This window comes from Pseudomonas sp. R1-1 (genome assembly GCF_051132135.1).
Classification (GTDB): domain Bacteria; phylum Pseudomonadota; class Gammaproteobacteria; order Pseudomonadales; family Pseudomonadaceae; genus Aquipseudomonas.
Map to the genome: position 1 here is coordinate 2,211,914 of NZ_CP071663.1, position 22,781 is coordinate 2,234,694.

The 22,781-nt window shown below is 59.2% G+C and carries 18 protein-coding genes and 4 tRNA genes; 17 read left to right on the plus strand and 5 right to left on the minus strand.

Annotation, left to right across the window (positions count from 1 at the left end):
• Positions 1-72 precede the first annotated feature (72 nt).
• The 3 genes from J3P75_RS10150 to J3P75_RS10160 all read left to right on the plus strand — a co-directional run bounded on the left by J3P75_RS10150 (position 73) and on the right by J3P75_RS10160 (position 1,256).
• Positions 73-744 carry a peptidase C39 family protein gene (locus J3P75_RS10150; RefSeq protein ID WP_434710192.1) on the plus strand — a complete coding sequence of 224 codons (672 nt, stop codon included), beginning with the start codon at positions 73-75 and terminating at the stop codon, positions 742-744.
• Positions 745-834: 90 nt separating this feature from the next.
• Positions 835-1,038 carry a DUF6021 family protein gene (locus tag J3P75_RS10155; protein ID WP_434710194.1) on the plus strand — a complete coding sequence of 68 codons (204 nt, stop codon included), beginning with the start codon at positions 835-837 and terminating at the stop codon, positions 1,036-1,038.
• Between the two features lie 11 nt (positions 1,039-1,049).
• Complete coding sequence (locus J3P75_RS10160; RefSeq protein WP_434710196.1) at positions 1,050-1,256, plus strand: hypothetical protein; 207 nt, start codon at positions 1,050-1,052, stop codon at positions 1,254-1,256.
• A gap of 52 nt (positions 1,257-1,308) precedes the next feature.
• On the opposite strand, the gene pbpG is transcribed toward J3P75_RS10160, so the two are convergent.
• Together pbpG and folD are read right to left on the minus strand one after the other, a co-directional pair.
• The gene (gene pbpG, locus J3P75_RS10165) at positions 1,309-2,247 is read right to left on the minus strand and encodes a D-alanyl-D-alanine endopeptidase (RefSeq protein WP_434710198.1); all 939 of its coding nucleotides are present in this window, start codon (positions 2,245-2,247) and stop codon (positions 1,309-1,311) included.
• Between the two features lie 229 nt (positions 2,248-2,476).
• Entirely contained in the window at positions 2,477-3,331 is an 855-nt protein-coding gene (gene folD, locus J3P75_RS10170; protein ID WP_090284495.1) for a bifunctional methylenetetrahydrofolate dehydrogenase/methenyltetrahydrofolate cyclohydrolase FolD, read from the minus strand.
• A gap of 274 nt (positions 3,332-3,605) precedes the next feature.
• Between folD and J3P75_RS10175 the strand changes: the two genes are divergently transcribed.
• The 10 genes from J3P75_RS10175 (at position 3,606) to J3P75_RS10220 (ending at position 12,999) form a co-directional block, all read left to right on the plus strand.
• Positions 3,606-3,682: transfer RNA gene (locus tag J3P75_RS10175), tRNA-Arg, on the plus strand.
• A 32-nt stretch (positions 3,683-3,714) separates the two neighbouring features.
• A tRNA-His gene (locus tag J3P75_RS10180) sits at positions 3,715-3,790 on the plus strand.
• Positions 3,791-3,847: 57 nt separating this feature from the next.
• Positions 3,848-3,932, plus strand: a tRNA-Leu gene (locus tag J3P75_RS10185).
• Positions 3,933-4,008: 76 nt separating this feature from the next.
• Positions 4,009-4,084, plus strand: a tRNA-His gene (locus J3P75_RS10190).
• Positions 4,085-4,484: 400 nt separating this feature from the next.
• Positions 4,485-5,795, plus strand: a complete 1,311-nt coding sequence (gene tig, locus J3P75_RS10195) for a trigger factor (RefSeq protein WP_093100444.1) — start codon at positions 4,485-4,487, stop codon at positions 5,793-5,795.
• A gap of 91 nt (positions 5,796-5,886) precedes the next feature.
• Positions 5,887-6,522 carry an ATP-dependent Clp endopeptidase proteolytic subunit ClpP gene (clpP, locus tag J3P75_RS10200; protein ID WP_007951559.1) on the plus strand — a complete coding sequence of 212 codons (636 nt, stop codon included), beginning with the start codon at positions 5,887-5,889 and terminating at the stop codon, positions 6,520-6,522.
• A gap of 111 nt (positions 6,523-6,633) precedes the next feature.
• Complete coding sequence (gene clpX / locus J3P75_RS10205) at positions 6,634-7,917, plus strand: ATP-dependent Clp protease ATP-binding subunit ClpX (protein ID WP_016775335.1); 1,284 nt, start codon at positions 6,634-6,636, stop codon at positions 7,915-7,917.
• A gap of 163 nt (positions 7,918-8,080) precedes the next feature.
• Positions 8,081-10,477 carry an endopeptidase La gene (lon, locus tag J3P75_RS10210; protein ID WP_090284491.1) on the plus strand — a complete coding sequence of 799 codons (2,397 nt, stop codon included), beginning with the start codon at positions 8,081-8,083 and terminating at the stop codon, positions 10,475-10,477.
• 149 nt (positions 10,478-10,626) lie between these two features.
• The gene (locus tag J3P75_RS10215) at positions 10,627-10,899 is read left to right on the plus strand and encodes an HU family DNA-binding protein (protein WP_003183171.1); all 273 of its coding nucleotides are present in this window, start codon (positions 10,627-10,629) and stop codon (positions 10,897-10,899) included.
• Positions 10,900-11,127: 228 nt separating this feature from the next.
• Complete coding sequence (locus tag J3P75_RS10220) at positions 11,128-12,999, plus strand: SurA N-terminal domain-containing protein (protein WP_434710200.1); 1,872 nt, start codon at positions 11,128-11,130, stop codon at positions 12,997-12,999.
• 657 nt (positions 13,000-13,656) lie between these two features.
• On the opposite strand, the gene J3P75_RS10225 is transcribed toward J3P75_RS10220, so the two are convergent.
• Positions 13,657-14,850, minus strand: coding sequence for an MFS transporter (locus tag J3P75_RS10225; RefSeq protein ID WP_434710202.1), 1,194 nt, complete (start codon positions 14,848-14,850; stop codon positions 13,657-13,659).
• A gap of 117 nt (positions 14,851-14,967) precedes the next feature.
• On the opposite strand from J3P75_RS10225, the gene J3P75_RS10230 reads away from it, so the two are divergent.
• Entirely contained in the window at positions 14,968-15,867 is a 900-nt protein-coding gene (locus tag J3P75_RS10230; RefSeq protein WP_434710204.1) for a LysR family transcriptional regulator, read from the plus strand.
• Between the two features lie 92 nt (positions 15,868-15,959).
• Complete coding sequence (locus J3P75_RS10235) at positions 15,960-16,826, plus strand: DUF2242 domain-containing protein (RefSeq protein ID WP_434710206.1); 867 nt, start codon at positions 15,960-15,962, stop codon at positions 16,824-16,826.
• Between the two features lie 404 nt (positions 16,827-17,230).
• Here the strand turns inward: J3P75_RS10235 and J3P75_RS10240 are convergent, their stop codons facing one another.
• Both J3P75_RS10240 and J3P75_RS10245 read right to left on the minus strand, forming a co-directional pair.
• Positions 17,231-18,271, minus strand: a complete 1,041-nt coding sequence (locus tag J3P75_RS10240) for an AraC family transcriptional regulator (protein WP_434710208.1) — start codon at positions 18,269-18,271, stop codon at positions 17,231-17,233.
• A 3-nt stretch (positions 18,272-18,274) separates the two neighbouring features.
• Positions 18,275-19,405, minus strand: coding sequence for a nitrilase-related carbon-nitrogen hydrolase (locus J3P75_RS10245; protein ID WP_434710210.1), 1,131 nt, complete (start codon positions 19,403-19,405; stop codon positions 18,275-18,277).
• Positions 19,406-19,613: 208 nt separating this feature from the next.
• Here J3P75_RS10245 and J3P75_RS10250 point away from each other — a divergent pair, with 208 nt between their 5' ends.
• Positions 19,614-21,653: an FAD-dependent oxidoreductase gene (locus J3P75_RS10250; protein WP_434710212.1), complete on the plus strand. Its 2,040-nt coding sequence runs from the start codon at positions 19,614-19,616 to the stop codon at positions 21,651-21,653.
• Between the two features lie 200 nt (positions 21,654-21,853).
• Positions 21,854-22,780 carry a 1-aminocyclopropane-1-carboxylate deaminase/D-cysteine desulfhydrase gene (locus tag J3P75_RS10255; RefSeq protein WP_434710214.1) on the plus strand — a complete coding sequence of 309 codons (927 nt, stop codon included), beginning with the start codon at positions 21,854-21,856 and terminating at the stop codon, positions 22,778-22,780.
• Position 22,781 lies beyond the last annotated feature (1 nt).

A 22,781-nucleotide genomic window follows, 5' to 3' on the forward strand; every position in this document is an offset into this window, starting at 1 on the left:
CGCAGGCGGTCACGGCCCTATGATCGCAGCGTTGCCGGAACACGATGACCGGCGTCTGAACAGAGAGTGATGATGGTCCAGCTATTTTCCCGAGTGCGTGCGGCGCTGCTCATTGCGGTCGGTGCGGCAGTTTTGAACGGTTGCGCAGGTACTGTGGCGCCGGAGGTCAAGCGTCTGCCGGAGCGGGTCGAGTTGAGCGGCACGTTCTATCGTGGCGAAGCCAATCAGAGCGGGCCGCAGGTGCTGGCCAGCCTGCTGTCGCAGCAAGGCGTCGTGATCACCCCGGGCCTGCTGGAAAAGCCGTTGCAGTTGCCGGGCGGCGAAGACAAGTTGCAGCGCAACATTGAAAACCTCGCTCGTGAATACGGCATGCTGGTCTACCCGCTGGACAGCAATCTGCCAGCGCTGTTGACCCAGGTAGCTGCCGGTTATCCGGTGATGGTGCGCTTTAGCGAAGGTTCGGCGTTCTGGGCCGAGCCGCGCTATGCGATTCTTTCCGGCTACGATCGCAACAAGCAGAACGTGCTGCTGCGCGCCGGGATGAACCGTCGGCAACTGATGAGTTTCAGTGCCTTCGAGTCGGCGCTGGAAAAGTCCGGCGGCTGGGCCATTCTGATCCAGAAACCTTCGCAGATCCCTGCAGCCGTTGACACGCAGCGCTGGCTGAAAGCAGCCGATGCGCTGGCCCAGGCCGGTCAGGAAAACGAAGCGGCGCAGGCGCGCAAGGCGCTGGCGGCACACTGAGCTCCGTTCGTCACTTGCCGGGCACGACTGCGTCCGGCTCGCCTCCTATGCGTAGAGCCCGTGATTTTGCGGGCGCACCAGGAGGCGCACATGGCAGATTCATCCCCGAAAGGCCCACATTCTTCTGAGCATTCCTCTGGCGAGGATCTTGGCTTCGATCCGGATTCGCCCGATCTCGATGATCCGCAGGTAGACCCGGTCGGCCCGGCGAAGGCTCCGCTGGACGAAAAGCCCGACGATGAGCAGCGCAAGCCCGGCAAAGCCTACGACCCGTTGGGCGATCTGAAACCCTGAGTGAGGTGCGTATGAGTACCGATTCAAGCTTCGATGACCAGAAACCGGACAGCGTGCCGACCACGCCCGAGTCAGACGTCGACCCGGTGCTTGATCCGGACAGCCCGATGCGTGACCCGTTGGCGCGGCCGAATGTGCTGACCCCCGAGCCGTCCCGCGATCCAGTTGCGGGCGATGGCATCCCCGATGACGACAAGATGCCGCTGCCCAACGACTGATCTGGCAGACGAAAAAAAGCCCCGAAAATCGGGGCTTTTTACTGTGCGACAGCTATTTGGACGCTTCAACCACGCCGCTCTGGCGCGACTTGAGGTTTTTCTGTGCCTTGTACTGCTGCGCGACTGCCGGCACCGCCGCGCTGCGACCGGTTTCCATCCAGCTGCGAATGCGGCTGGCGTCGGCAAAATGCGTGTACTTGCCGAATGCATCAAGGATCACCAGCGCCACCGGACGGTTGGCCATTCGAGTCACCAGCACCAAGCAATGACCGGCGGGATTGGTGAAGCCGGTCTTGGTGATCATGATGTCCCAGTCAGCCTTGTTGACCAGGTGGTCGGTGTTGCGAAAACCCAAGGTGTAATTGGGCTTGCGGAAGGCGACGGTTTTTTCCTTGGTGGTACTGAGCTGGCTCAGCAACGGGTGCTTGTGCGCGGCGACCAGCAATTTGCTCAGATCGCGCGCAGTGGAAACGTTGCGCTCTGACAGCCCGGTTGGCTCGACGAAATGCGTGCTGGTCATGCCCAGCATCTTGGCCTTGGCGTTCATTGCCGCAATAAACGCGGCATAGCCGCCCGGATAATGGTGGGCGAGGCTGGCCGCCGCGCGGTTTTCCGAGGACATCAAGGCAATCAGCAGCATTTCGCGGCGCGGCAGCTCGCTCTTGAGTTTGACTCGAGAAAACACCCCCTTCATTTCCGGGGTGTTGCTGATGTCGACATTGATCCATTCGTCCATGTTCTGCCGCGCTTCAACCACCACCAGTCCGGTCATCAACTTGCTGACGGAGGCGATCGGCACGATCACGTCAGGGTTGCTGGAGTAGATGACTTTGTTGGTCTGCATATCCATGAGCAGTGCGCTGCCGGAGGCGATCTTCAGGGTCGAGGCGTCGCGTGGGGCAGCGGTGGTTTCCGCGGCGTTGATCGTTGGCGTGATGAATGTGCCTGCAAATGCGAAAAACAGGCTCAGGATCGAAAGACGAATTTTCACGCGGGCGAACTCATAAAGGTTGGATATTCCGTTAGTTTGTAACGGGTTATTTCTTCAAAGCGTCGCATTCTAGGAGTATGGCTGAAGATCTGTCGATGGTTGTTTGAACGACCTGAAAATCTCGTGAAAAGGCCTGTAAAAAGAGGGGTTTCCGGCGAACGGTTACAGTTTTTTCTCAAACAATAAAAAACCCGCACAAGGCGGGTTTTTTCAACGCTGAAAATGTCACTCAGGCGTGCAGGGTTTCTGCTGCATAAAGCGTGTTTTCCAGCAGGCACGCACGGGTCATCGGGCCGACGCCGCCGGGCACCGGAGTGATCCAGCCAGCGCGGGGCAGGGCGGTTTCGTAGACAACGTCACCGACCAGTTTGCCGTCGTCCTGACGGTTGATGCCGACGTCGATCACGATCGCGCCTTCCTTGATCCACTCGCCCTTGACCAGGCCCGGCTTGCCGGCGGCGACAACCACCAGATCGGCGCGGCCGACGTGGCCGGCCAGGTCCTTGGTGAAGCGGTGAGTCACGGTGACGGTGCAGCCGGCCAGCAACAGTTCCATCGCCATCGGGCGGCCTACGATGTTGGACGCGCCAACGACCACGGCGTCCATCCCGTACAGATCGGCACCGGTGCTTTCCAGCAGGGTCATGATGCCCTTGGGGGTGCATGGGCGCAGCAGCGGGATGCGCTGGGCCAGGCGACCGACGTTATACGGGTGGAAACCGTCGACGTCTTTGTCCGGGCGGATGCGTTCCAGCAGTTTCGATGCGTCGAGATGCTCGGGCAGTGGCAGCTGCAGCAGGATGCCGTCGATTGCCGGGTCGTCGTTGAGGCGATCGATCAGATCGGTCAGCGCGACTTGCGTGGTTTCGGCGGGCAGGTCGTAGGCTTGAGAGAGGAAGCCAACCTCTTCACAGTCTTTACGCTTGTGCGAGACATAAACCTGAGAGGCAGGATCGCTGCCGACCAGGATCACCGCGAGGCCGGGCGTGCGCAGGCCTTGCTGGCGACGCTCGGCAACTCGTTGGGCGATCTGCTGGCGCAGGCTGGCGGCGATCGATTTGCCGTCGATTAGTTGTGCAGTCATTGCGCGTGATTAACCATCGAGAGGGGAAAAAATGAGAGCGCATTCTCGCATGTCGAGCGGTGAGGGCAAAGGCGCTTGGTCAGTAAATTCCTCTAACTCCTTTAATTAAATGAATTTTTTTCAAAAAGGATTTGACGACCTTCGGAGCCCTCTATACTATTCGTCGCACTTGTCGGGCACAGCCTAGCACTGGTTAAGAAGGTGAAGCGGAATCAAGGTTCTGCGACACTGGAAAGCACTTAGTTTGTAGTCCTTAAGAGTACAGATTAATAAGGCGCCCGTAGCTCAGCTGGATAGAGCATCCGCCTTCTAAGCGGATGGTCGCAGGTTCGAGTCCTGCCGGGTGCGCCATTAGGCAGCATTGGCACAAGTAGCGCGATATGGTGGGCGTAGCTCAGTTGGTAGAGCACGGGATTGTGACTCCCGTTGTCGTGGGTTCGATCCCCATCGTCCACCCCATATTTCGAAAGGCGCCAGATGTAACAGTCTGGCGCCTTTGCTTTAAAAGCTTCATCCGCGGATGTGGTGGAATTGGTAGACACACTGGATTTAGGTTCCAGCGCCGCAAGGCGTAAGAGTTCGAGTCTCTTCATCCGCACCAATCAAAGCTTCATTCAAGTCTTCGGGCGGGTGAGGTTCAACAAAGAAGTTGTTTGGCTTTTTTGTTACGCAATATGGTGGGCGTAGCTCAGTTGGTAGAGCACGGGATTGTGACTCCCGTTGTCGTGGGTTCGATCCCCATCGTCCACCCCATATTTCGAAAGGCGCCAGATTTAACAGTCTGGCGCCTTTTTTGTTTTAGCGCTTCTGAAATCCGGTATGGCCGGTTTCGTGGTGCAAGGGCAGGGCGCTTCGTCGTAATCATGTTGCTCGATGATGCTGCGCTGCCTGGCGTACTTGCTCGCAAGTGCGGCCGTCGGGGAGTGACTGGCAGTCTCTTCTATATATAGAAGCGGTGGTGCAGAGCCCTGGCGTGAAGGTTTGTATTCGTCTGCGGAGCGCGCTGCTTTGATGTATCGCTCCGAATAAACTGCCTGCTGTTTTTTTACCCGTTTTCCGTAGGGTGACTTCTTGAGTTTGACCCACTAGAATGCATGCCCTTGATTCTGGGGTCGGAAACGGCCGGCTAACGTCTGTGCAACGAGGAATATCCATGCAAGTTTCTGTTGAAAATACTACTGCTCTCGAGCGCCGCATGAGCGTCACCGTGCCGGCTGAGCGCATCGAGACTCAGGTCAACAAGCGTCTGCAGCAGACTGCCCAAAAGGCCAAGATTGCTGGCTTCCGTCCAGGCAAAGTGCCAATGAGCGAAATCAAGCGCCGTTTCGGTGCCGATGCTCGCCAGGAAGCGGTAGGCGACGTGATCCAGTCGTCGTTCTACGAAGCTGTGGTTGAGCAAAAGCTGAACCCGGCGGGTTCGCCGTCGATCGAGCCAAAGTCGCTCGAAGCTGGCAAAGACCTGGAATACGTTGCTGTATTCGAAGTGTTCCCTGAGTTCACCGTTGCCGGTTTCGAAGGCATCACCGTTGAGCGCCTGAGCGCCGACGTGTCCGACGCTGACCTGGACAAGATGCTCGACATCCTGCGCAAGCAGAACACCCGTTTTGAAGTGGCCGATCGCGCTGCGCAGAACGAAGACCAGCTGAACATCGATTTCGTTGGCAAGGTTGACGGCGAAGTGTTCGCTGGCGGTTCCGCCAAGGGCACTCAGCTGGTACTGGGCTCCGGCCGCATGATCCCGGGCTTCGAAGAAGGCCTGGTTGGCGCCAAGGCCGGTGAAGAACGCGTTCTGAACCTGACCTTCCCAGAGGACTATCAGAACCTCGACCTGGCTGGCAAAACCGCTGAGTTCACCGTTACCGTGAACACGGTGTCCGAGCCTAAGCTGCCTGAGCTGAACGAAGAGTTCTTCGCGCAATTCGGCATCAAGGAAAGCGGCATCGACGGCTTCCGCACCGAAGTTCGCAAGAACATGGAGCGTGAGCTGCGTCAGGCGATCAAATCCAAGGTAAAAAATCAGGTAATGGACGGTCTGCTGGCCACCAACCCGATCGAAGTGCCAAAGGCGCTGCTGTCCAACGAAGTTGACCGTCTGCGCGTGCAGGCTGTTCAGCAGTTTGGTGGCAACATCAAGCCTGACCAACTGCCGGCCGAGCTGTTCGAAGAGCAAGCCAAGCGCCGCGTCGTGCTGGGACTGATCGTGGCTGAAGTGGTCAAGCAGTTCGACCTCAAGCCTGACGAAGCCCGCGTTCGCGAGATGATTCAGGAAATGGCTTCGGCTTACCAGGAGCCTGAGCAGGTCGTGTCGTGGTACTACAAAAACGAGCAGCAACTGAACGAAGTGCGTTCGGTTGTGCTGGAAGAACAAGTTGTGGATACTGTTCTGCAGAAAGCTAGCGTGACCGACAAATCGGTCTCTTACGAAGAAGCGGTCAAACCGGTAGAAGCTCCAGCAGCCGACTGATTGTTTTTGCGTTAGAAGTACACACATAAGCCAGCCTTCGAGCTGGCTTATGCGTATTCAAGACATAACTATTTGGGAGTGACTGCAGAGCATGTTCCGTAATTCGTATATTCAGCAGAACTCTGATATCCAGGCCGCCGGCGGCCTGGTCCCGATGGTTGTCGAGCAATCTGCTCGTGGCGAACGCGCCTATGACATCTATTCGCGCCTGCTCAAGGAGCGAGTGATCTTTCTGGTGGGTCCTGTAGAGGACTACATGGCCAACCTGATCTGTGCGCAACTGCTGTTCCTTGAAGCGGAAAACCCGGACAAGGACATCCATCTCTATATCAACTCCCCGGGCGGTTCGGTGACTGCAGGCATGTCGATCTACGACACCATGCAGTTCATCAAACCCAACGTATCGACCACTTGCATCGGTCAGGCATGCAGCATGGGCGCGTTCCTGCTTACCGCAGGTGCCCCGGGCAAGCGTTTCTGCCTGCCGAACTCGCGTGTGATGATTCACCAGCCACTGGGCGGTTTCCAGGGCCAGGCGTCGGACATCGAAATCCATGCCAAGGAAATCCTCTTCATCCGCGAGCGTCTGAACACGCTGATGGCCAAGCACAGCGGCCGTACTCTGGAAGAAATCGAGCGCGACACCAATCGCGACAATTTCATGAGTGCAGAAGCGGCGAAGGAATATGGCCTGATCGACGAAGTGATCAACCAGCGCCCAGCGTAAAATAAGCGACGCATAGAGGCCTTGTCGGCAAGTCCGATCAGCAGCGGGCTTGAAAAAGCCCGCAATAGCCTTCATCTTGTGTTGCAAGCCTATCGGATTTGGATCGAACGAATGACTGACACCCGCAACGGCGAGGACAACGGCAAGCTGCTCTATTGCTCCTTCTGTGGCAAAAGCCAGCATGAAGTGCGCAAATTGATTGCCGGCCCCTCGGTCTTTATCTGCGACGAGTGCGTCGACCTGTGCAATGACATCATCCGCGAGGAGGTGCAGGAAGCCCAGGCCGAGAGCAGCGCGCATAAATTGCCTTCGCCTAAAGAAATCAGCGGCATCCTTGACCAGTACGTCATTGGTCAGGAGCGTGCGAAAAAGGTACTGGCCGTAGCGGTGTACAACCACTACAAGCGCCTGAACCAGCGTGACAAGAAGGCTGACGACGTCGAACTCGGCAAGAGCAACATCCTGCTGATCGGCCCGACAGGCTCCGGTAAGACCCTGCTGGCCGAAACCCTGGCCCGCTTGCTGAACGTTCCGTTCACCATCGCTGACGCGACCACCCTCACCGAGGCCGGTTATGTGGGCGAAGATGTCGAGAACATCATTCAGAAGCTGCTGCAGAAGTGCGATTACGACGTGGAGAAGGCCCAGATGGGCATTGTCTACATCGATGAAATCGACAAGATTTCGCGCAAGTCCGACAACCCGTCGATCACCCGCGATGTATCCGGTGAAGGCGTGCAGCAGGCCTTGCTCAAGTTGATCGAAGGCACGGTCGCTTCCGTTCCGCCGCAAGGTGGCCGCAAGCATCCGCAGCAGGAATTCCTGCAGGTCGACACCCGTAACATCCTGTTCATCTGTGGTGGTGCGTTCTCCGGTCTGGAAAAGGTTATTCAAAACCGTTCCACCAAGGGCGGCATCGGCTTCAACGCAGAAGTGCGCAGCAAGGAAGAAGGCAAGAAAGTCGGTGAATCCCTGCGTGAAGTCGAGCCTGACGATCTGGTCAAGTTCGGTCTGATCCCGGAATTCGTCGGTCGTCTGCCGGTCCTCGCGACGCTGGACGAGCTGGATGAGGCTGCGTTGATGCAGATCCTCACCGAACCGAAAAATGCTCTGACCAAGCAGTATGCCAAGCTGTTCGAGATGGAAGGCGTCGATCTGGAATTCCGTTCCGACGCACTGAAATCGGTCGCCAAGCGTGCCCTGGAACGTAAAACCGGTGCCCGTGGCCTGCGCTCGATTCTCGAAGGTGTACTGCTCGACACGATGTATGAAATCCCCTCGCAGTCCGAGGTGAGCAAAGTCGTGATCGATGAAAGCGTGATCGAAGGCAAGTCCAAGCCACTGTATATCTACGAGAACAGTGAGCCGACTGCCAAGGCAGCGCCGGACGCGTAAGCGTCCACCCTGTCGCAGTAAAGAAGGGGCCCTCGGGCCTCTTTTTTTTTATCTGGTTTTTTACAGCCGCATTGCGCTTGTTTTTTTTCAAGGCAGCCCCCATCTTGGTTTCAAGTTCAATTCCATCTGATTACGGCCCTATGGCCGCCGTAGAGGCGAAATCATGAAGACAACCATCGAATTGCCTCTCTTGCCATTGCGTGATGTCGTGGTTTATCCGCACATGGTTATCCCGCTGTTCGTGGGGCGCGAGAAATCCATCGAAGCCCTCGAGGCCGCGATGACGGGCGACAAGCAGATCCTGCTGCTGGCCCAGAGAAACCCGGCTGACGACGATCCCGGTGAAGATGCTCTCTATCGCGTAGGTACCGTCGCCACGGTTCTGCAACTGCTCAAGCTGCCTGACGGCACCGTCAAGGTGCTGGTCGAAGGCGAACAGCGCGGAACGGTCGAGCGCTTCAGTGAAGTCGACGGCCACTGCCGTGCCGAAGTCTCGCTGATCGACGAAGTCGACGCCGCCGAACGCGAGTCCGAAGTGTTCGTGCGCACGTTGCTGTCGCAGTTTGAACAATACGTCCAGCTGGGTAAAAAGGTCCCGGCTGAAGTCCTGTCGTCGCTTAACAGCATCGATGAGCCGGGGCGTCTGGTCGACACCATGGCTGCGCACATGGCGCTGAAAATCGAGCAGAAGCAGGAAATCCTCGAAATCGTCGACCTGTCGGCCCGTGTTGAACACGTGCTGGCGCTGCTGGATGCCGAGATCGACCTGCTACAGGTTGAAAAACGCATCCGCGGCCGGGTCAAGAAGCAGATGGAGCGCAGTCAGCGCGAGTACTACCTGAACGAGCAGATGAAGGCCATTCAGAAAGAGCTCGGCGACAGCGACGAAGGCCACAACGAAATCGAAGACCTGAAAAAGCGTATCGACGCTGCCGGTCTGCCGAAAGACGCCCTGGCCAAGGCCACTGCCGAACTGAACAAGCTCAAGCAGATGTCGCCGATGTCCGCCGAAGCCACCGTGGTGCGCTCGTACATCGATTGGCTGGTGCAGGTGCCGTGGAAGGCGCAAAGCAAAGTGCGTCTGGACCTGGCGCGCGCGGAAGACATCCTCGATGCCGACCACTACGGCCTGGAAGAGGTCAAGGAACGCATCCTCGAGTACCTCGCCGTACAGAAACGCGTGAAGAAAATCCGTGGTCCGGTGTTGTGCCTGGTCGGTCCTCCGGGCGTGGGTAAAACCTCGCTTGCAGAGTCGATCGCCCATGCCACCAACCGCAAATTCGTGCGCATGGCCCTCGGTGGCGTGCGTGATGAAGCGGAAATCCGTGGTCATCGCCGTACCTACATCGGTTCCATGCCGGGAAGATTGATTCAAAAGATGACAAAAGTGGGCGTGCGCAACCCGCTGTTCCTGCTCGATGAAATCGACAAAATGGGCAGCGACATGCGTGGCGACCCGGCGTCGGCGTTGCTGGAAGTGCTCGATCCGGAGCAGAACCACAACTTCAACGACCACTATCTGGAAGTCGATTACGACCTTTCCGACGTGATGTTCCTGTGCACCTCGAACTCGATGAACATTCCGCCGGCGCTGCTGGACCGCATGGAAGTCATCCGTCTACCGGGCTACACCGAAGACGAAAAGATCAACATCGCCGTCAAATACCTCTCGCCAAAACAGATCGCCGCGAACGGTCTGAAGAAGGGCGAACTGGAATTCGACGCGGAAGCGATCCGCGACATCATCCGTTATTACACCCGTGAAGCCGGTGTGCGTGGCCTCGAACGCCAGATCGCCAAGGTCTGCCGCAAGGCCGTGAAAGAACACGCGATGGAAAAACGCTTCTCGGTGAAAGTGACAGCCGATCTGCTCGAGCACTTCCTCGGTGTGCGCAAGTTCCGCTACGGTCTGGCCGAGCAGCAGGACCAGGTGGGTCAGGTGACTGGCCTGGCCTGGACTCAGGTCGGTGGCGAATTGCTGACGATTGAAGCGGCGGTGATTCCGGGCAAAGGGCAGCTGATCAAGACCGGTTCGCTTGGCGATGTTATGGTCGAATCGATCACTGCCGCGCAGACTGTGGTGCGCAGTCGCGCCAAGAGTCTGGGCATTCCGCTGGATTTCCACGAGAAGCGCGACACGCACATTCACATGCCTGAAGGCGCCACGCCGAAGGACGGCCCAAGTGCTGGCGTCGGCATGTGCACCGCGCTGGTTTCGGCATTGACCGGCATTCCGGTGCGCGCCGATGTCGCCATGACCGGTGAGATCACGTTGCGTGGTCAGGTGCTGGCCATTGGTGGTCTGAAGGAAAAACTGCTCGCGGCTCACCGCGGCGGAATCAAGATCGTGATTATTCCGGAAGAGAACGTGCGCGATCTGAAGGAGATTCCTGACAATATCAAGCAGGATCTGCAGATTAAACCGGTTAAATGGATTGACGAGGTCCTGCAAATTGCGCTGCAATACGCGCCGGAGCCCTTGCCGGATGTGGCTCCGGAGATAGTTGCCAAGGACGAAAAACGTGAGTCTGACTCTAAGGAAAGAATTAGCACGCATTAATAGGCTTTTGCCTGGGTGGCTTCCTTGACAGTTTTTTAGAGCCCTTGTTATAAAGCGGCTCTTAAGTGTCTGTAGGCCATTCAGCACTCGTTTTTGCTTTCACCAAAAAAACTTAGAATCATCTCAAAATAGATATAAGGGGACTTAGAGTGAACAAGTCGGAACTGATTGATGCTATCGCTGCATCCGCTGATATCCCGAAAGCTGCTGCTGGCCGTGCGCTGGACGCTGTAATCGAATCCGTCACTGGCGCTCTGAAGGCTGGCGACTCCGTTGTTCTGGTTGGTTTCGGTACTTTCTCCGTGACGGACCGTCCGGCGCGTACCGGTCGTAACCCACAGACCGGCAAGACTCTGGAAATCCCGGCTGCCAAGAAGCCAGGTTTCAAAGCCGGTAAAGCACTGAAAGAAGCTGTTAACTGAGTTTCAGGTTTTTACCCATCCGGGTCGGGGTCAAGCCTGACTTGGCAGCGGAGCGGTAGAGCAGGCCACTGAGAAAGTCGCCTGTAACGCCGGGATCGAGGGTTCGAGCCCTGTCCGCTCCGCCAGTTACGAGAAGGCGCATCCTCGGATGCGCCTTTCTTCTATCCGGATTCTACCCACGCTCCACGGTTGCCTAAATATTGAAGTTCAACCGTTTCTGGGGGACGCATGCTGCAGAATATCAGGGACAATTCACAAGGCTGGATTGCCAAGACCATTATCGGAGTCATCGTTGCACTGATGGCTTTGACCGGTTTCGATGCCATTTTCCAGGCCACGACTCACAAGAATGAGGCGGCCAAGGTCAACGGTGAAGAAATCAGCCAGAACGAGCTGAGCCAGGCCGTTGACATGCAACGCCGTCAGCTGATGCAACAGTTGGGCAAGGATTTCGATGCTTCCTTGCTCGATGAAAAAATGCTCCGCGAATCGGCCCTCAAGGGTCTGATCGATCGCAAACTGCTGTTGCAAGGTGCCGAACAGGCCAAATTCGCTTTCTCCGAAGGTGCGCTCGATCAGGTGATCCTGCAAACGCCTGAATTCCAGGTGGACGGCAAGTTCAGTTCCGAGCGTTTCGACCAGGTGATCCGTCAACTGGGTTACAGCCGCATGCAGTTCCGCCAGATGCTGGCTCAGGAAATGCTGATCGGCCAACTGCGCGCCGGTGTCGCGGGCAGCGGTTTCGTGACCGACGCCGAAGTGCTGGCATTCGCCCGTCTGGAAAAACAGACCCGTGATTTCGCCACGCTCAACGTCAAGGCTGACCCGGCAGCGGTGAAGCTCACCGACGACGAGGTCAAGGCTTACTACGATGAGCATGCCAAAGAGTTCATGACCCCGGATCAGGTGATCATCGACTACGTCGAACTGAAGAAGGCTTCGTTCTTCGACCAGGTCGCCGTCAAGGACGAAGACCTGGAAGCCGCGTATCAAAAAGAAATCGCCAATCTGTCGGAACAGCGTCGTGCGGCGCATATCCTGATCGAAGTGAACGACAAGACCACCGAAGCTCAGGCCAAGGCGAAGATCGACGAAGTCCAGGCGCGTCTGGCCAAGGGCGAGAAGTTCGAAGCGCTGGCCAAAGAGTTCTCGCAGGATCCGGGTTCGGCCAACAATGGCGGTGACTTGGGTTACGCAGGCCCTGGTGTTTACGATCCAGCGTTCGAAAAAGCCCTGTATTCGCTGGGCAAAGATCAAGTCTCCGAGCCGGTTCGCACCGATTTCGGTTATCACCTGATCAAGTTGCTGGGTGTCGAAGCGCCTGAAGTGCCGACTCTGGCCAGCCTGAAAGACAAGCTGACCCGCGAGCTGAAAGCCGCACAGGTCGAGCAGCGTTTCGTTGAAGCGACCAAGCAACTGGAAGACTCGGCGTTTGAGGCCTCCGACCTGGCACAGCCAGCAGCGGATCTGAAGCTGACCGTGCAGACGTCCAAGCCGTTCGGCCGTGAAGGTGGCGAAGGTATTGCGGCCAACCGTGCCGTGGTCACCGCTGCATTCAGCCCTGAAGTGATTGATGAAGGCGCCAACAGCACCGCCATCGAGCTGGATCCGGAAACCGTAATCGTGCTGCGCGCCAAGGAACACCTGAAGCCTGCGCAGCTGCCGCTGGAAAGCGTTAATGCGGCGATCCGCACTCAGTTGACCAAAGAGCATGCCAGCGCCGCCGCCAAGACCCGTGCCGAGAAGCTGATTGCTGATCTGCGCGACGGCAAGGCTCCGCTGGACAAGGCGATTGACGGTCAGAGCTGGAAAGTCACCGAAGCGGCTACCCGTGGTCAGGAAGGTGTTGATCCGGCGGTGTTGCAGGCGCTGTTCCGCATGCCGAAGCCGGCCGCCAAGGACAAGCCGACCTTCAGCAGTGTGACGCTGCCGGACGGTAGCCTGATGATCGTGCGCTTGAACGGCGTTAACGAAGCGGCGGCGCCGACCGATGAAGAGAAGGCGCAATACCGGCGGTTCCTGGCTTCCCGTGAGGGGCAGCAGGATTTCGCGGCGTATCGCAAGCAGTTGGAGAGTCAGGCGGATATCGAGCGGTTCTGATTGCTGACTGGAGACATGGGAGCCCCGGCCTTTTTTAGGTCGGGGCTTTTTTTTTGCGCCTTGGCGGCCTTTGGGCCGACCAGGCTTTGGTTGTTTTGGGTGTATATCCGTTGCTGCGGTAACGGCGGCTTAGGGTTCCGCCCTTACGGCGGGTCACCTTTTTCAAACGCCAAAAAGGTAACCCAAAACGCTTGCTCCTACGTACGGCCCTCGCAGGCTCGGGTTCCTTCGCTGCGGGATCGATCCGGGCGCAGCGGCTACGGTTTGCTTCGCTGCACCTCCTTCCGCTGTGTCTGGCTGCGCCAGACGGTCGCTGCGCTCCCACGCCCGGATCAATCCCTCCGCTCAGCCTTCCGATGTCGCTGGTTAGGCAAGATCAAGATCAAAGGCACTCGAGCTAACGCTCATTGTTGAGTGGTTAGAAGCGGGTGGTTGGCTTTGGATTGTGGTGTGGCTGCCCCTCACCCCAACCCTCTCCCTGAGGAAAGGGAGCCGATTTGTGGGCCGTTCAAAACTTATGTTTGACTCGGTATTGCACGTCGGCGCACCTCTCACATTCACCTCGGTCAGTCCCCTCTCCCTCCGGGAGAGGGTTAGGGTGAGGGGCTTTTGATTTTTGGGCTCAGTTCAAGCGTCCCCCGGCAATCCAGGCGGCCCCTATCCGGCAGTTGGAAATCCATGTCTGCAAGCTTTGACCGTCACCCCCAAGGTCAAAACCAGCAAGCCTGCAACAATCCACGGAAATGTTCCTGCACCGACGTCTTCAAGCAATAGGCCTCCGATCAAACCTCCGCCAGCAATCCCTACATTCCATAGCGTCACCAGCATCGATTGCGCGGTATCGGCTGCGTTGCTCGCGGTTTTCGCTGATGCGGTTTGCAACAAGGATGGCATTGCGCCGAAGGCCAGTCCCCAGATGGCGATGGCGGTGTAAACCACGCTCGGCGAGTCGCGCCACAGGCCCAGCGCGAGCGCGGACAGCATGAACAGCGCGGCACTGATCAACACCAGTTCGCGTAGCCAGCGGTCAATCAGGACGCCTACGATCCATAAGCCCAGCACCGATGCGAGGCCGAATACCAGCAACACCCGGTCGACCGTTGCAACAAGCCCGGAGGGCTGCAAAAAAGGTGCGATGTAGGTGTACAGCAGATTGTGTGCGACCACGTAGGTCAGGGTTACAAACAATACCGGACGTACGCCGGGCCAGGTAAATACCTGTCGCAAAGGGTTGCGGTGTCCCGCGCGTTCGCCGGCAAAGTCCGGTACCAGCCAGCGCACCCATATCACCAGCACAATGGTCAGCCCGGTCATGATCGCGAAGCTCAGGCGCCAGCCGACCAACGTGCCGAGCAAAGTGCCTGCGGGGATTCCCAGCGACAGCGCCAGAGGTGCACCGAGCATCGCTACTGTGATGGCGCGACCTTGCAGGTGCGGGGCGACCATTCGGCTCGCGTAACCCGCCAGTAGCGCCCAGAGCAGTCCGGCGAACACGCCGGCAACGAAGCGTGCGATCAGGCTCAGCCAGTACAGTTCCGATACGGCGGTGATGCTGTTGGCAATCGCGAAACCGCCGACAGCGCAAAGCAGCAGGGGTTTTCGGCGCCAGCCTCGGGTGGCGATGGTCAGCGGAATCGCCGCCAGGATCGAGCCGAGCGCGTACGCGGTAATGAGTTGCCCGATCAGTGCCTGGGAGACATTCAGGCCGCTGCTCATCTGCGGCAACAGTCCGGCCGGCATGGCTTCGGTCATTACCGTGATGAATCCGGCGGTGGCAAGTGCCAGCAGGGCGGCGAGGGGTAAGCGTTCGGGTTGATCGAATGCGGGGCAGACAGGTTGAGCATCGTTCATGAGCGGCTTCCATGTGCGAATTTGACGAGAAGCGCAGAGTAGGGCGCTGCACGGTGATGAAAAACGGGTTAAGGTTCCGAACATATCGGACACGGATGTCAGCAATCGGGGAGTCGTATGGATAGCCTTGGCAGTATTGCGGTGTTTGTTCAAGTCGCCGAGACGCGCAGCTTCACCGAGGCTGGCCGGCTCCAAGGTGTCTCATCGTCGGCGGTGGGCAAAAGCATCGCGCGGCTGGAAGCCCGACTGGGCGTGCGGCTGTTTCAGCGCACCACCCGCAGCGTCACGCTGACCAGCGAAGGCTCTATGTTTCTTGAGCGATGCCGAAAGATCCTCGCCGAAGTCGAGGCGGCGGAATTCGAACTGTGCGATGCCTCCGCCAAGCCCCACGGCAGGTTGCGCATCAGCCTGCCGCAGGTGCATGGGTTGGTGATGCCGGTCATGGCTGAGTTCATGGCGATGTACCCGCAGATCGAGCTGGACCTGGATCTGACCGATCGCATGGTCGATGTCGTGGAAGAAGGTTTCGATGCCGTGATCCGCACCGGAAAACCCCGCGACTCGCGTCTGATGGCGCGACGATTGGGTACTTTTCACATGGTATTGGTGGCCAGTCCGGCGTATCTGCAGCAGCGTGGCGTACCGCAGACACCGGCTGATCTCGCCGCTCATGCGTGCCTGCGGCACACCTTCCATGCCACTGGAAAACTGGAAGCCTGGCCACTGATTCGTGAAGAGGGAGCTGCGGAGCCGAGGTTGCCCGCCCGCTTGGTCAGTACCTCCATCGAAGCAGTGAGCCATGCGGCGCTGGCCGGCATGGGTATCGCCTGTCTGCCTGATTTCATGACCCGCGAGGCCGAGGCGCTAGGACGCTTGCGTCGGGTGCTCGATGCGCATCTGGAACACACCGGTGAGTTTTGGGTCCTATGGCCATCGAGTCGTCACGCCACGGCGAAATTGCGCGTGTTCATCGATCATTTGGTCTCGCGACTTTTCCCCGATACGCAGATGACATAGCGTTGTAACCGTTTCAAGACACTATTCCATGCGCTGCGGGGTTGCGATCTGTTGCACAATACGCCCCGGACTGTTTTCTCTCAGGATGTTCAATGTTGATTTCCATTCCCTTGCGTGTAGCCGGGTTGGCGCTGTTGTTGGCTGCCGTTGCCGGCTGTTCGAAAGACAAGCCGATGTATGAGCACGAGAACTTCGACGACTCCGGTACGTTTTCGCGCAATTATCCGGTGACGGATGTGGCCAGTTGCGAGGCGGCACGGCGGGCGTTGCTCAGTCAGGGCTACATCATTACCAGCAACGATCCGAAACTGGTCAGCGGACACAAGAGTTTCCAGCAGACCGGCGATACCCACATGGAGATCAGCTTCAATGTGGTCTGCGCCGATGACGGCAGCGCCGGGCATCATGCGACGATGTTTGCCAATGCCTTGCAGGATCGTTATGCGCTGAAGAAGACCAACAACTCGGCCAGTCTCGGCGTTGGTGTGCTGGGCTCGGTGTCGATGCCGATCGGCTCGTCTGACGATTCGATGGTCAAGGTCGCCAGTGAGACGGTGACTGCGCAGAAGTTCTACGAGCGGTTCTTTACTCTGGTCGAGCAGTTCCTGCCGGCGGATGCGAAGAAGGCCGCGCATATCGAGGAGAAGCCCAAGGCTGACCTCGGTGTGCCTGAGGCGAAAGCGACACCTGCACCGGCACCTGCGCCGCTGGTGCCGACTCCGGCAGCGGAACCTGCTGCAACGCCTGCACCTGCTGCAGAGCCTGCGCCGGCTCCGGTTGAAACGGCGCCAGTCAGTTCCGAACCGGTGGCGCCGCCGGCGGAGTCGACGCCGATCACGCCGGCGCCAGCCCCCGTTGAAGAGCCCGCGCCTGCGAGCGAAACCATCACGCCGCCGGCAAACCCTGACATTCCGCCGCCGTCCGAGCCGATTCCAGCGATGCCTGCGTCCGGTCAATAACCGCAATCCCCCTGTAGGAGTGAGCCGGCTCGCGATAGCGTTAGATCAGCCAACATAATGTTGACAGGTCTGACGCTATCGTGAGCAGGCTCACTCCTACATTGATTTGGGCGCGGCTATATCTGGTTACATTCCCCAGACAATCCCCCCGCGATAAATCCCCAACCACCTGCTACGTTTTATTCATGAAGGCCACGCTTCACTTTTCCTTCATACGGGCACTTTATGCTCGGGGCACAGGTCGATTGATCAGGCCATTTTTCATAGCGAGCAGTCGGGGGATTTATACGATGGATGAGTATCAGGAAGAACTGCTCGAATACCAGGCTTACGAACTGGATCAACCGGAACCCGCAGACGACGCAACCGAGCTTTAAGCTTGCAGCTTGAAACTTGCAGCTGCTTCAAGCCCGTATTCGATGACTGCGACGAAACTCGCCCGGCGTCTGGCCGCTCCAGCGCTTGAACGCTCGTTGAAATGCTTCGGCTGAAGCAAAACCGAGCAGATAGGCGATTTCGCCGAACGCCAGTTCGGTATCGCGGATGTAGGTCATTGCCAGGTCACGGCGCGTGTCGTTGAGGATCGCGCGAAATTGCGTGCCTTCCTCGGCCAGTTTGCGCCGCAGCGTCCAGGTCGGCAGCTTCAGGCGTGCCGCGACTTCTTCAAGATCCGGTTCGCGGCCGCCGTTGAGCAACGGCCCAAGCAGTTGCGTGATGCGTTCGCGCAGGCTGCGGGTTCGCGTCATTTGTTCGAGTTCCCGTTCACACAGTTGCAGCAGATGCCGCCAGGTACTCGGGCAATGCTCGGGGTTGCGCTGCGCAAGGCTGTGCAGATTCAGGCGCAATTGGTTGCCCTCGGCGCCGAACTGGATCGGGCAGTCACCCAGCGAACTGTAGGCCTGACGGTAATCCGGCTCGGCGAATTCAATCTCGATGCGTTCGGCCCGCAGCGGCTGATGGCTGATGGCGGAAAGCTGATTGAGCCAGCCGGCGACGATCGAATCGACGACAAAGCGGTTATAGGCGTTGTACGGGCTGATCGAATAGAAGCGCAGCCACGCGCCATGGGCGTCTTCGTGAAAGCTCGACTGGCCACGATAGTTCGATCCGTACAAGGGTTCGAAACGGATCAGGCAACGCGCGGCTTCGCGCACGGTCGGTGCTTGCGCGGCGGTGACGCCGGCAAGCCCGGCCTGGCTCAGACGACTGAGCTGGCCCATGCGCAAACCCAGCGCTGCATCCCCGGTCAATTGGATTGCTGCGTGGCCCAGGCGCATGTAGCGAGGGATCGACAAGCGCGCACCGGCTTCGGCCAATCGTGCTGCGTCGAGGCCGTATTGTTCCAGCAGCGGCTGTGGGTCGATGCCATGGCTGCGCACGGCGTCGGCGAGGCTGTGAACGAAGCCTACCGACAGATCACCGAGGCGCATCGGCTGCGGCTTCATGGCTTACAACCAGATATTCAGCAGACGCGCGCCACGGGCATCGCCATCAGCAAAATGCTGGCCGTTGCTGCTGATGAAACTCTGGCCGGAGCTGGCCTTGTCCCAGAACTGCCCGCGCAGGAATACGCTGACGCCGGCAATCGCGCGGCTGCTCGGCGGCTGGGCGGTCAGGGTCAGTCGATGCCAGGCCTGTCCTTCAGTGACTTCGCCGGGCTTGAGGCTCACCGAACCGGGTGTGCTCGAGCCCTTGTAACCGCGCCACGGCTGGTTCCACGCATCCAGACCGAACAACTGCGCCGGCACGGCGACAAGCTGCGCGTTCTGCTCGTCGAGCGTGCGGTAGTTCTGCGGGTACCAACTGTCGCTGCCGATCAGCACGCCGAGGCGGCCTGCCGGGGTTTGAACCACATTGATACGCTCTTTGTCTTCGGCCTGGATCACGTCACGCTGAGCGAACACCGGGTGCATCTGGCGCTGCGGCTGGCCAAGTGGCACGCCGTCGCGGCCGAACACCACGCTGCTGTTGTAGAGCGAGCCACTGCCCGGTCTGAGCCGGCCATCGCGAATTTCCGGTTCTGGCAACACGATCGAGCCGGCCACCAGGGTCACGCGAAATTCCTTGGCCAGACCACCGAACAGCGCCTGATATTGCTTGGCCATGGACTTGGCTTTCATGCGCAGATGGGCGTCGTTGAGTCGATCATTGCCGCTGGCACGCAGCCAGGCGCGGGCGAACAACAGCGGATTGCTCGCCGCCAGCCAGTTCATCGCCTCGTCAACGGTCGGGGCCTGGTACAACTCGTCTTTTTCGCCACAGAGCAATAGCCAGGTGCCGATGTTTTCCGGCAGGACCACGACGGTTTTTTCGTTCAGCAAGCCTTGATCCTGCGCTTGCTGCAAATAGGCGGCGAGTTTGCGGTGCAGGCGTTCGGGGCTTTGATAGTCGGTGGGAAACAGTTCGGGCTGGATGCCCAGCAGATTGCCGCGGTCGGCGGGTGTGCCCTGGTCGACCGCCAGTTTGATGCGCAGGTCCGACAGGTAATGCCCGGCCGGCCGGTCCGCCGCCCACATTGCGTAGGTGGTGAGGGCAGCCACAAGGGCCATGGAAAACGTCAGGTACAAAAGTTTGCGCATGAAAACCAACAACGACCGGGTGCAGGGTATGGCGACTAGGGTAGGGCGCATGGCCGCGGTTGCCAAGGGGCGCTGCGCATTTGGATCAATAAGTTGTCAGTTACGGTCATTGAGCCACAGCGAGGCGACTCTTAGTCTGTCGAGCATGAATGACGAGTGCCGCAGAGCGCTCGCAACTTTTCCGTGATCGCTCGTTGTGGAGTTACCGATGACCGCCGCTCATTACCCGCACCTGTTGGCCCCGCTGGACCTGGGATTCACCACGCTGCGCAACCGCACCTTGATGGGCTCCATGCACACCGGCCTGGAAGAGAAACCCGGCGGTTTCGAGCGCATGGCGGCGTACTTCGCCGAGCGTGCGCGTGGCGGCGTTGGCCTGATGGTCACTGGCGGCATCGGCCCTAACGACGAGGGCGGGGTGTATTCCGGCGCAGCCAAGCTGACCACCGAAGAGGAAGCACTCAAGCACCGTATCGTCACCCGCGCGGTGCACGAGGCGGGCGGCAAGATCTGCATGCAGATTCTCCACGCCGGCCGTTATGCCTACAGCCCGAAGCAGGTCGCGCCGAGTGCGATCCAGGCACCGATCAACCCGTTCAAGCCCAAGGAACTGGACGAGGAAGGCATCGAGAAGCAGATCAGCGATTTCGTGACTTGTTCTGTGCTGGCGCAGACTGCCGAGTACGACGGCGTCGAGATCATGGGCTCCGAAGGTTATTTCATTAACCAGTTCCTCGCCGCGCACACCAACCACCGCACCGACCGTTGGGGCGGCAGTTACGAAAACCGTATGCGCCTGCCGGTGGAAATCGTGCGCCGGGTGCGCGAAGCGGTGGGCCCGAACTTCATCATTATCTTCCGTCTGTCGATGCTCGATCTGGTCGAGGGCGGCAGCACCTGGGACGAAATCGTCATGTTGGCCAAAGCCGTCGAGCAGGCCGGCGCGACCATTATCAACACCGGGATCGGCTGGCACGAAGCGCGGATTCCGACCATCGCGACGAAAGTGCCGCGCGCCGCATTCAGCAAGGTCACGGCCAAGCTGCGCGGCTCGGTGAGCATTCCGCTGATCACCACCAACCGCATCAACACCCCGGAAATCGCCGAGCAGATTCTCGCCGAGGGCGATGCCGACATGGTCTCGATGGCGCGGCCGTTCCTTGCCGATCCGGATTTCGTCAATAAGGCCGCTGAAGGCCGCGCCGACGAAATCAACACCTGCATCGGCTGCAACCAGGCGTGCCTCGATCACACCTTCGGCGGCAAGCTCACCAGTTGCCTGGTCAACCCGCGCGCCTGCCATGAGACCGAGCTGAATTACCTGCCGGTGCAACAGATCAAGAAAATCGCCGTGGTCGGCGCCGGCCCTGCCGGCTTGTCCGCCGCCACCGTGGCCGCCGAGCGCGGTCATCAGGTGACGCTGTTCGATTCGGCCAGCGAAATCGGCGGCCAGTTCAACATCGCCAAACGTGTGCCGGGCAAGGAGGAGTTTTTCGAAACCCTGCGTTACTTCAAGCGCAAGTTGCAGACCACCCATGTCGAGGTGTGCCTGAACACCCGCGTCGATGTGGCGAAACTGCTCGAGGGCGGTTACGACGAGATCATTCTCGCCACGGGCATCGCCCCGCGTGTGCCGGCGATTCCGGGGGTCGAGCATGCCAAGGTACTGAGCTACCTGGACGTGATTCTCGAGCGTAAACCGGTAGGCAAACGCGTGGCCGTAATTGGCGCTGGTGGTATCGGTTTCGACGTTTCCGAATTCCTGGTCCATCAAGGTGTGGCGACCAGTCAGGACCGTGCGGCCTTCTGGAAGGAGTGGGGCATCGATACGCAACTTGAGGCCCGTGGCGGCGTGGCCGGCATCAAAGCCGCGCCGCATGCGCCGGCGCGTGAAGTGTTCCTGTTGCAGCGCAAGAAAACCAAGGTCGGCGACGGCCTCGGGAAAACCACCGGCTGGATTCACCGTACCGGTCTGAAGAACAAGCAGGTGCAGATGCTCAACAGTGTCGAATACCTCGGCATTGATGACGACGGCCTGCACATCCGCATCGGCGAAACCGGTGAGCCGCAAGTGCTGGCGGTGGACAACATCGTGATTTGCGCTGGACAGGATCCGCTGCGCGAATTGCACGATGGCTTGGTCGAGGCGGGGCAGAACGTGCACTTGATCGGCGGCGCCGATGTGGCGGCAGAGCTGGATGCCAAACGCGCGATCAACCAAGGCTCGCGTCTGGCCGCCGAGCTCTAAGCCCAGCGCCGGACCTGTAGGAGTGAGCCTGCTCGCGAAGGCGTCGTGTCAGTCGACAGTTGTATTGGCTGATACTCCGCTTTCGCGAGCAGGCTCGCTCCCACAGGGCTTACGCCCGACCACAAATCTTGCGCGCCGGCTCGCGATAGCGGCTTTTGAGCGACTAGAATGCGGACTCTGTCCTGATCGAATCGCCGTCCATGTTTTTACCCCCCACCAACTGGCTACCCCAAGCCCCTCTTGAACACCTGCGTCTGGACTGGCTGACAACTGCCGGCATCGAAGTGGCGATCCTGCGCCTCGATCAGATCGACCCGCTGATCAGCGGCAACAAATGGTTCAAACTCACCGAACACCTCAAGGCAGCCGAGCGCGCCGGCGCGGAGGGCATCATCAGCCTCGGCGGTGCGTACTCCAATCATCTGCATGCGCTGGCAGCGGCGGGCCAGCGCTTGGGGTTCGCCACGGTCGGCCTGTTGCGCGGACATGCGCAGCAAACGCCGACAGTGGAGGATTTGCAGGCGTTCGGTATGCAACTGCACTGGTTGGGTTACAGCGGCTATCGCGCCCGTAACGATTCTGGATTCTGGGAGCCTTGGCAGGCGCAATATCCACAGCTGTATGCGGTGCCGGAGGGTGGCGGGGGATTGGCCGGCGCACGCGGTTGTGCGGCCATTCATTCTCAGGCGCAAACGCAGTTGGCGGCGCTGGGCTGGCAAGATTTTCACGCCTGGTGGCTGGCCTGCGGCACCGGTACGACACTGGCCGGACTGGTGCTCGCCGAGGCCGGTGCGCGCCATGTCTATGGCGCGCTGGCGGTACCGGAAGATCACGGCGTGGCGGCACAGGTAGAATCAATTCTGCAACAAGCCGGACAGGGTAACGCCGATTACACCTTGATCGATGCCAGCCGGGGTGGTTTTGCCAAAATCGATCCGGCCCTGCTGGCGTTCATCGAGCAGACCGAACAGGCCAGCGGTGTGCCGCTGGAGCCGCTGTACACCGGCAAGTCCTTGCTGGCGCTCAAGCAGCAGGTCGAGGCTGGGCGGTTCACGCCGGGCACGCGGCTGCTGTTCGTGCACAGCGGTGGCTTGCAGGGCCGGCGCGCCATGCTTGCCGGCGGCTGAC

What these genes read in the sequence shown, in the direction of transcription:
- J3P75_RS10150 (WP_434710192.1), top strand. Translation starts at nt 73, where the DNA reads ATGGTCCAGCTATTTTCCCGAGTGCGTGCGGCGCTGCTCATTGCGGTC.
- J3P75_RS10155 (WP_434710194.1), top strand. Translation starts at nt 835, where the DNA reads ATGGCAGATTCATCCCCGAAAGGCCCACATTCTTCTGAGCATTCCTCT.
- J3P75_RS10160 (WP_434710196.1), top strand. Translation starts at nt 1,050, where the DNA reads ATGAGTACCGATTCAAGCTTCGATGACCAGAAACCGGACAGCGTGCCG.
- folD (WP_090284495.1), bottom strand. Translation starts at nt 3,331, where the DNA reads ATGACTGCACAACTAATCGACGGCAAATCGATCGCCGCCAGCCTGCGC.
- tig (WP_093100444.1), top strand. Translation starts at nt 4,485, where the DNA reads ATGCAAGTTTCTGTTGAAAATACTACTGCTCTCGAGCGCCGCATGAGC.
- clpP (WP_007951559.1), top strand. Translation starts at nt 5,887, where the DNA reads ATGTTCCGTAATTCGTATATTCAGCAGAACTCTGATATCCAGGCCGCC.
- clpX (WP_016775335.1), top strand. Translation starts at nt 6,634, where the DNA reads ATGACTGACACCCGCAACGGCGAGGACAACGGCAAGCTGCTCTATTGC.
- lon (WP_090284491.1), top strand. Translation starts at nt 8,081, where the DNA reads ATGAAGACAACCATCGAATTGCCTCTCTTGCCATTGCGTGATGTCGTG.
- J3P75_RS10220 (WP_434710200.1), top strand. Translation starts at nt 11,128, where the DNA reads ATGCTGCAGAATATCAGGGACAATTCACAAGGCTGGATTGCCAAGACC.
- J3P75_RS10225 (WP_434710202.1), bottom strand. Translation starts at nt 14,850, where the DNA reads ATGAACGATGCTCAACCTGTCTGCCCCGCATTCGATCAACCCGAACGC.
- J3P75_RS10230 (WP_434710204.1), top strand. Translation starts at nt 14,968, where the DNA reads ATGGATAGCCTTGGCAGTATTGCGGTGTTTGTTCAAGTCGCCGAGACG.
- J3P75_RS10235 (WP_434710206.1), top strand. Translation starts at nt 15,960, where the DNA reads ATGTTGATTTCCATTCCCTTGCGTGTAGCCGGGTTGGCGCTGTTGTTG.
- J3P75_RS10240 (WP_434710208.1), bottom strand. Translation starts at nt 18,271, where the DNA reads ATGAAGCCGCAGCCGATGCGCCTCGGTGATCTGTCGGTAGGCTTCGTT.
- J3P75_RS10245 (WP_434710210.1), bottom strand. Translation starts at nt 19,405, where the DNA reads ATGCGCAAACTTTTGTACCTGACGTTTTCCATGGCCCTTGTGGCTGCC.
- J3P75_RS10250 (WP_434710212.1), top strand. Translation starts at nt 19,614, where the DNA reads ATGACCGCCGCTCATTACCCGCACCTGTTGGCCCCGCTGGACCTGGGA.
- J3P75_RS10255 (WP_434710214.1), top strand. Translation starts at nt 21,854, where the DNA reads ATGTTTTTACCCCCCACCAACTGGCTACCCCAAGCCCCTCTTGAACAC.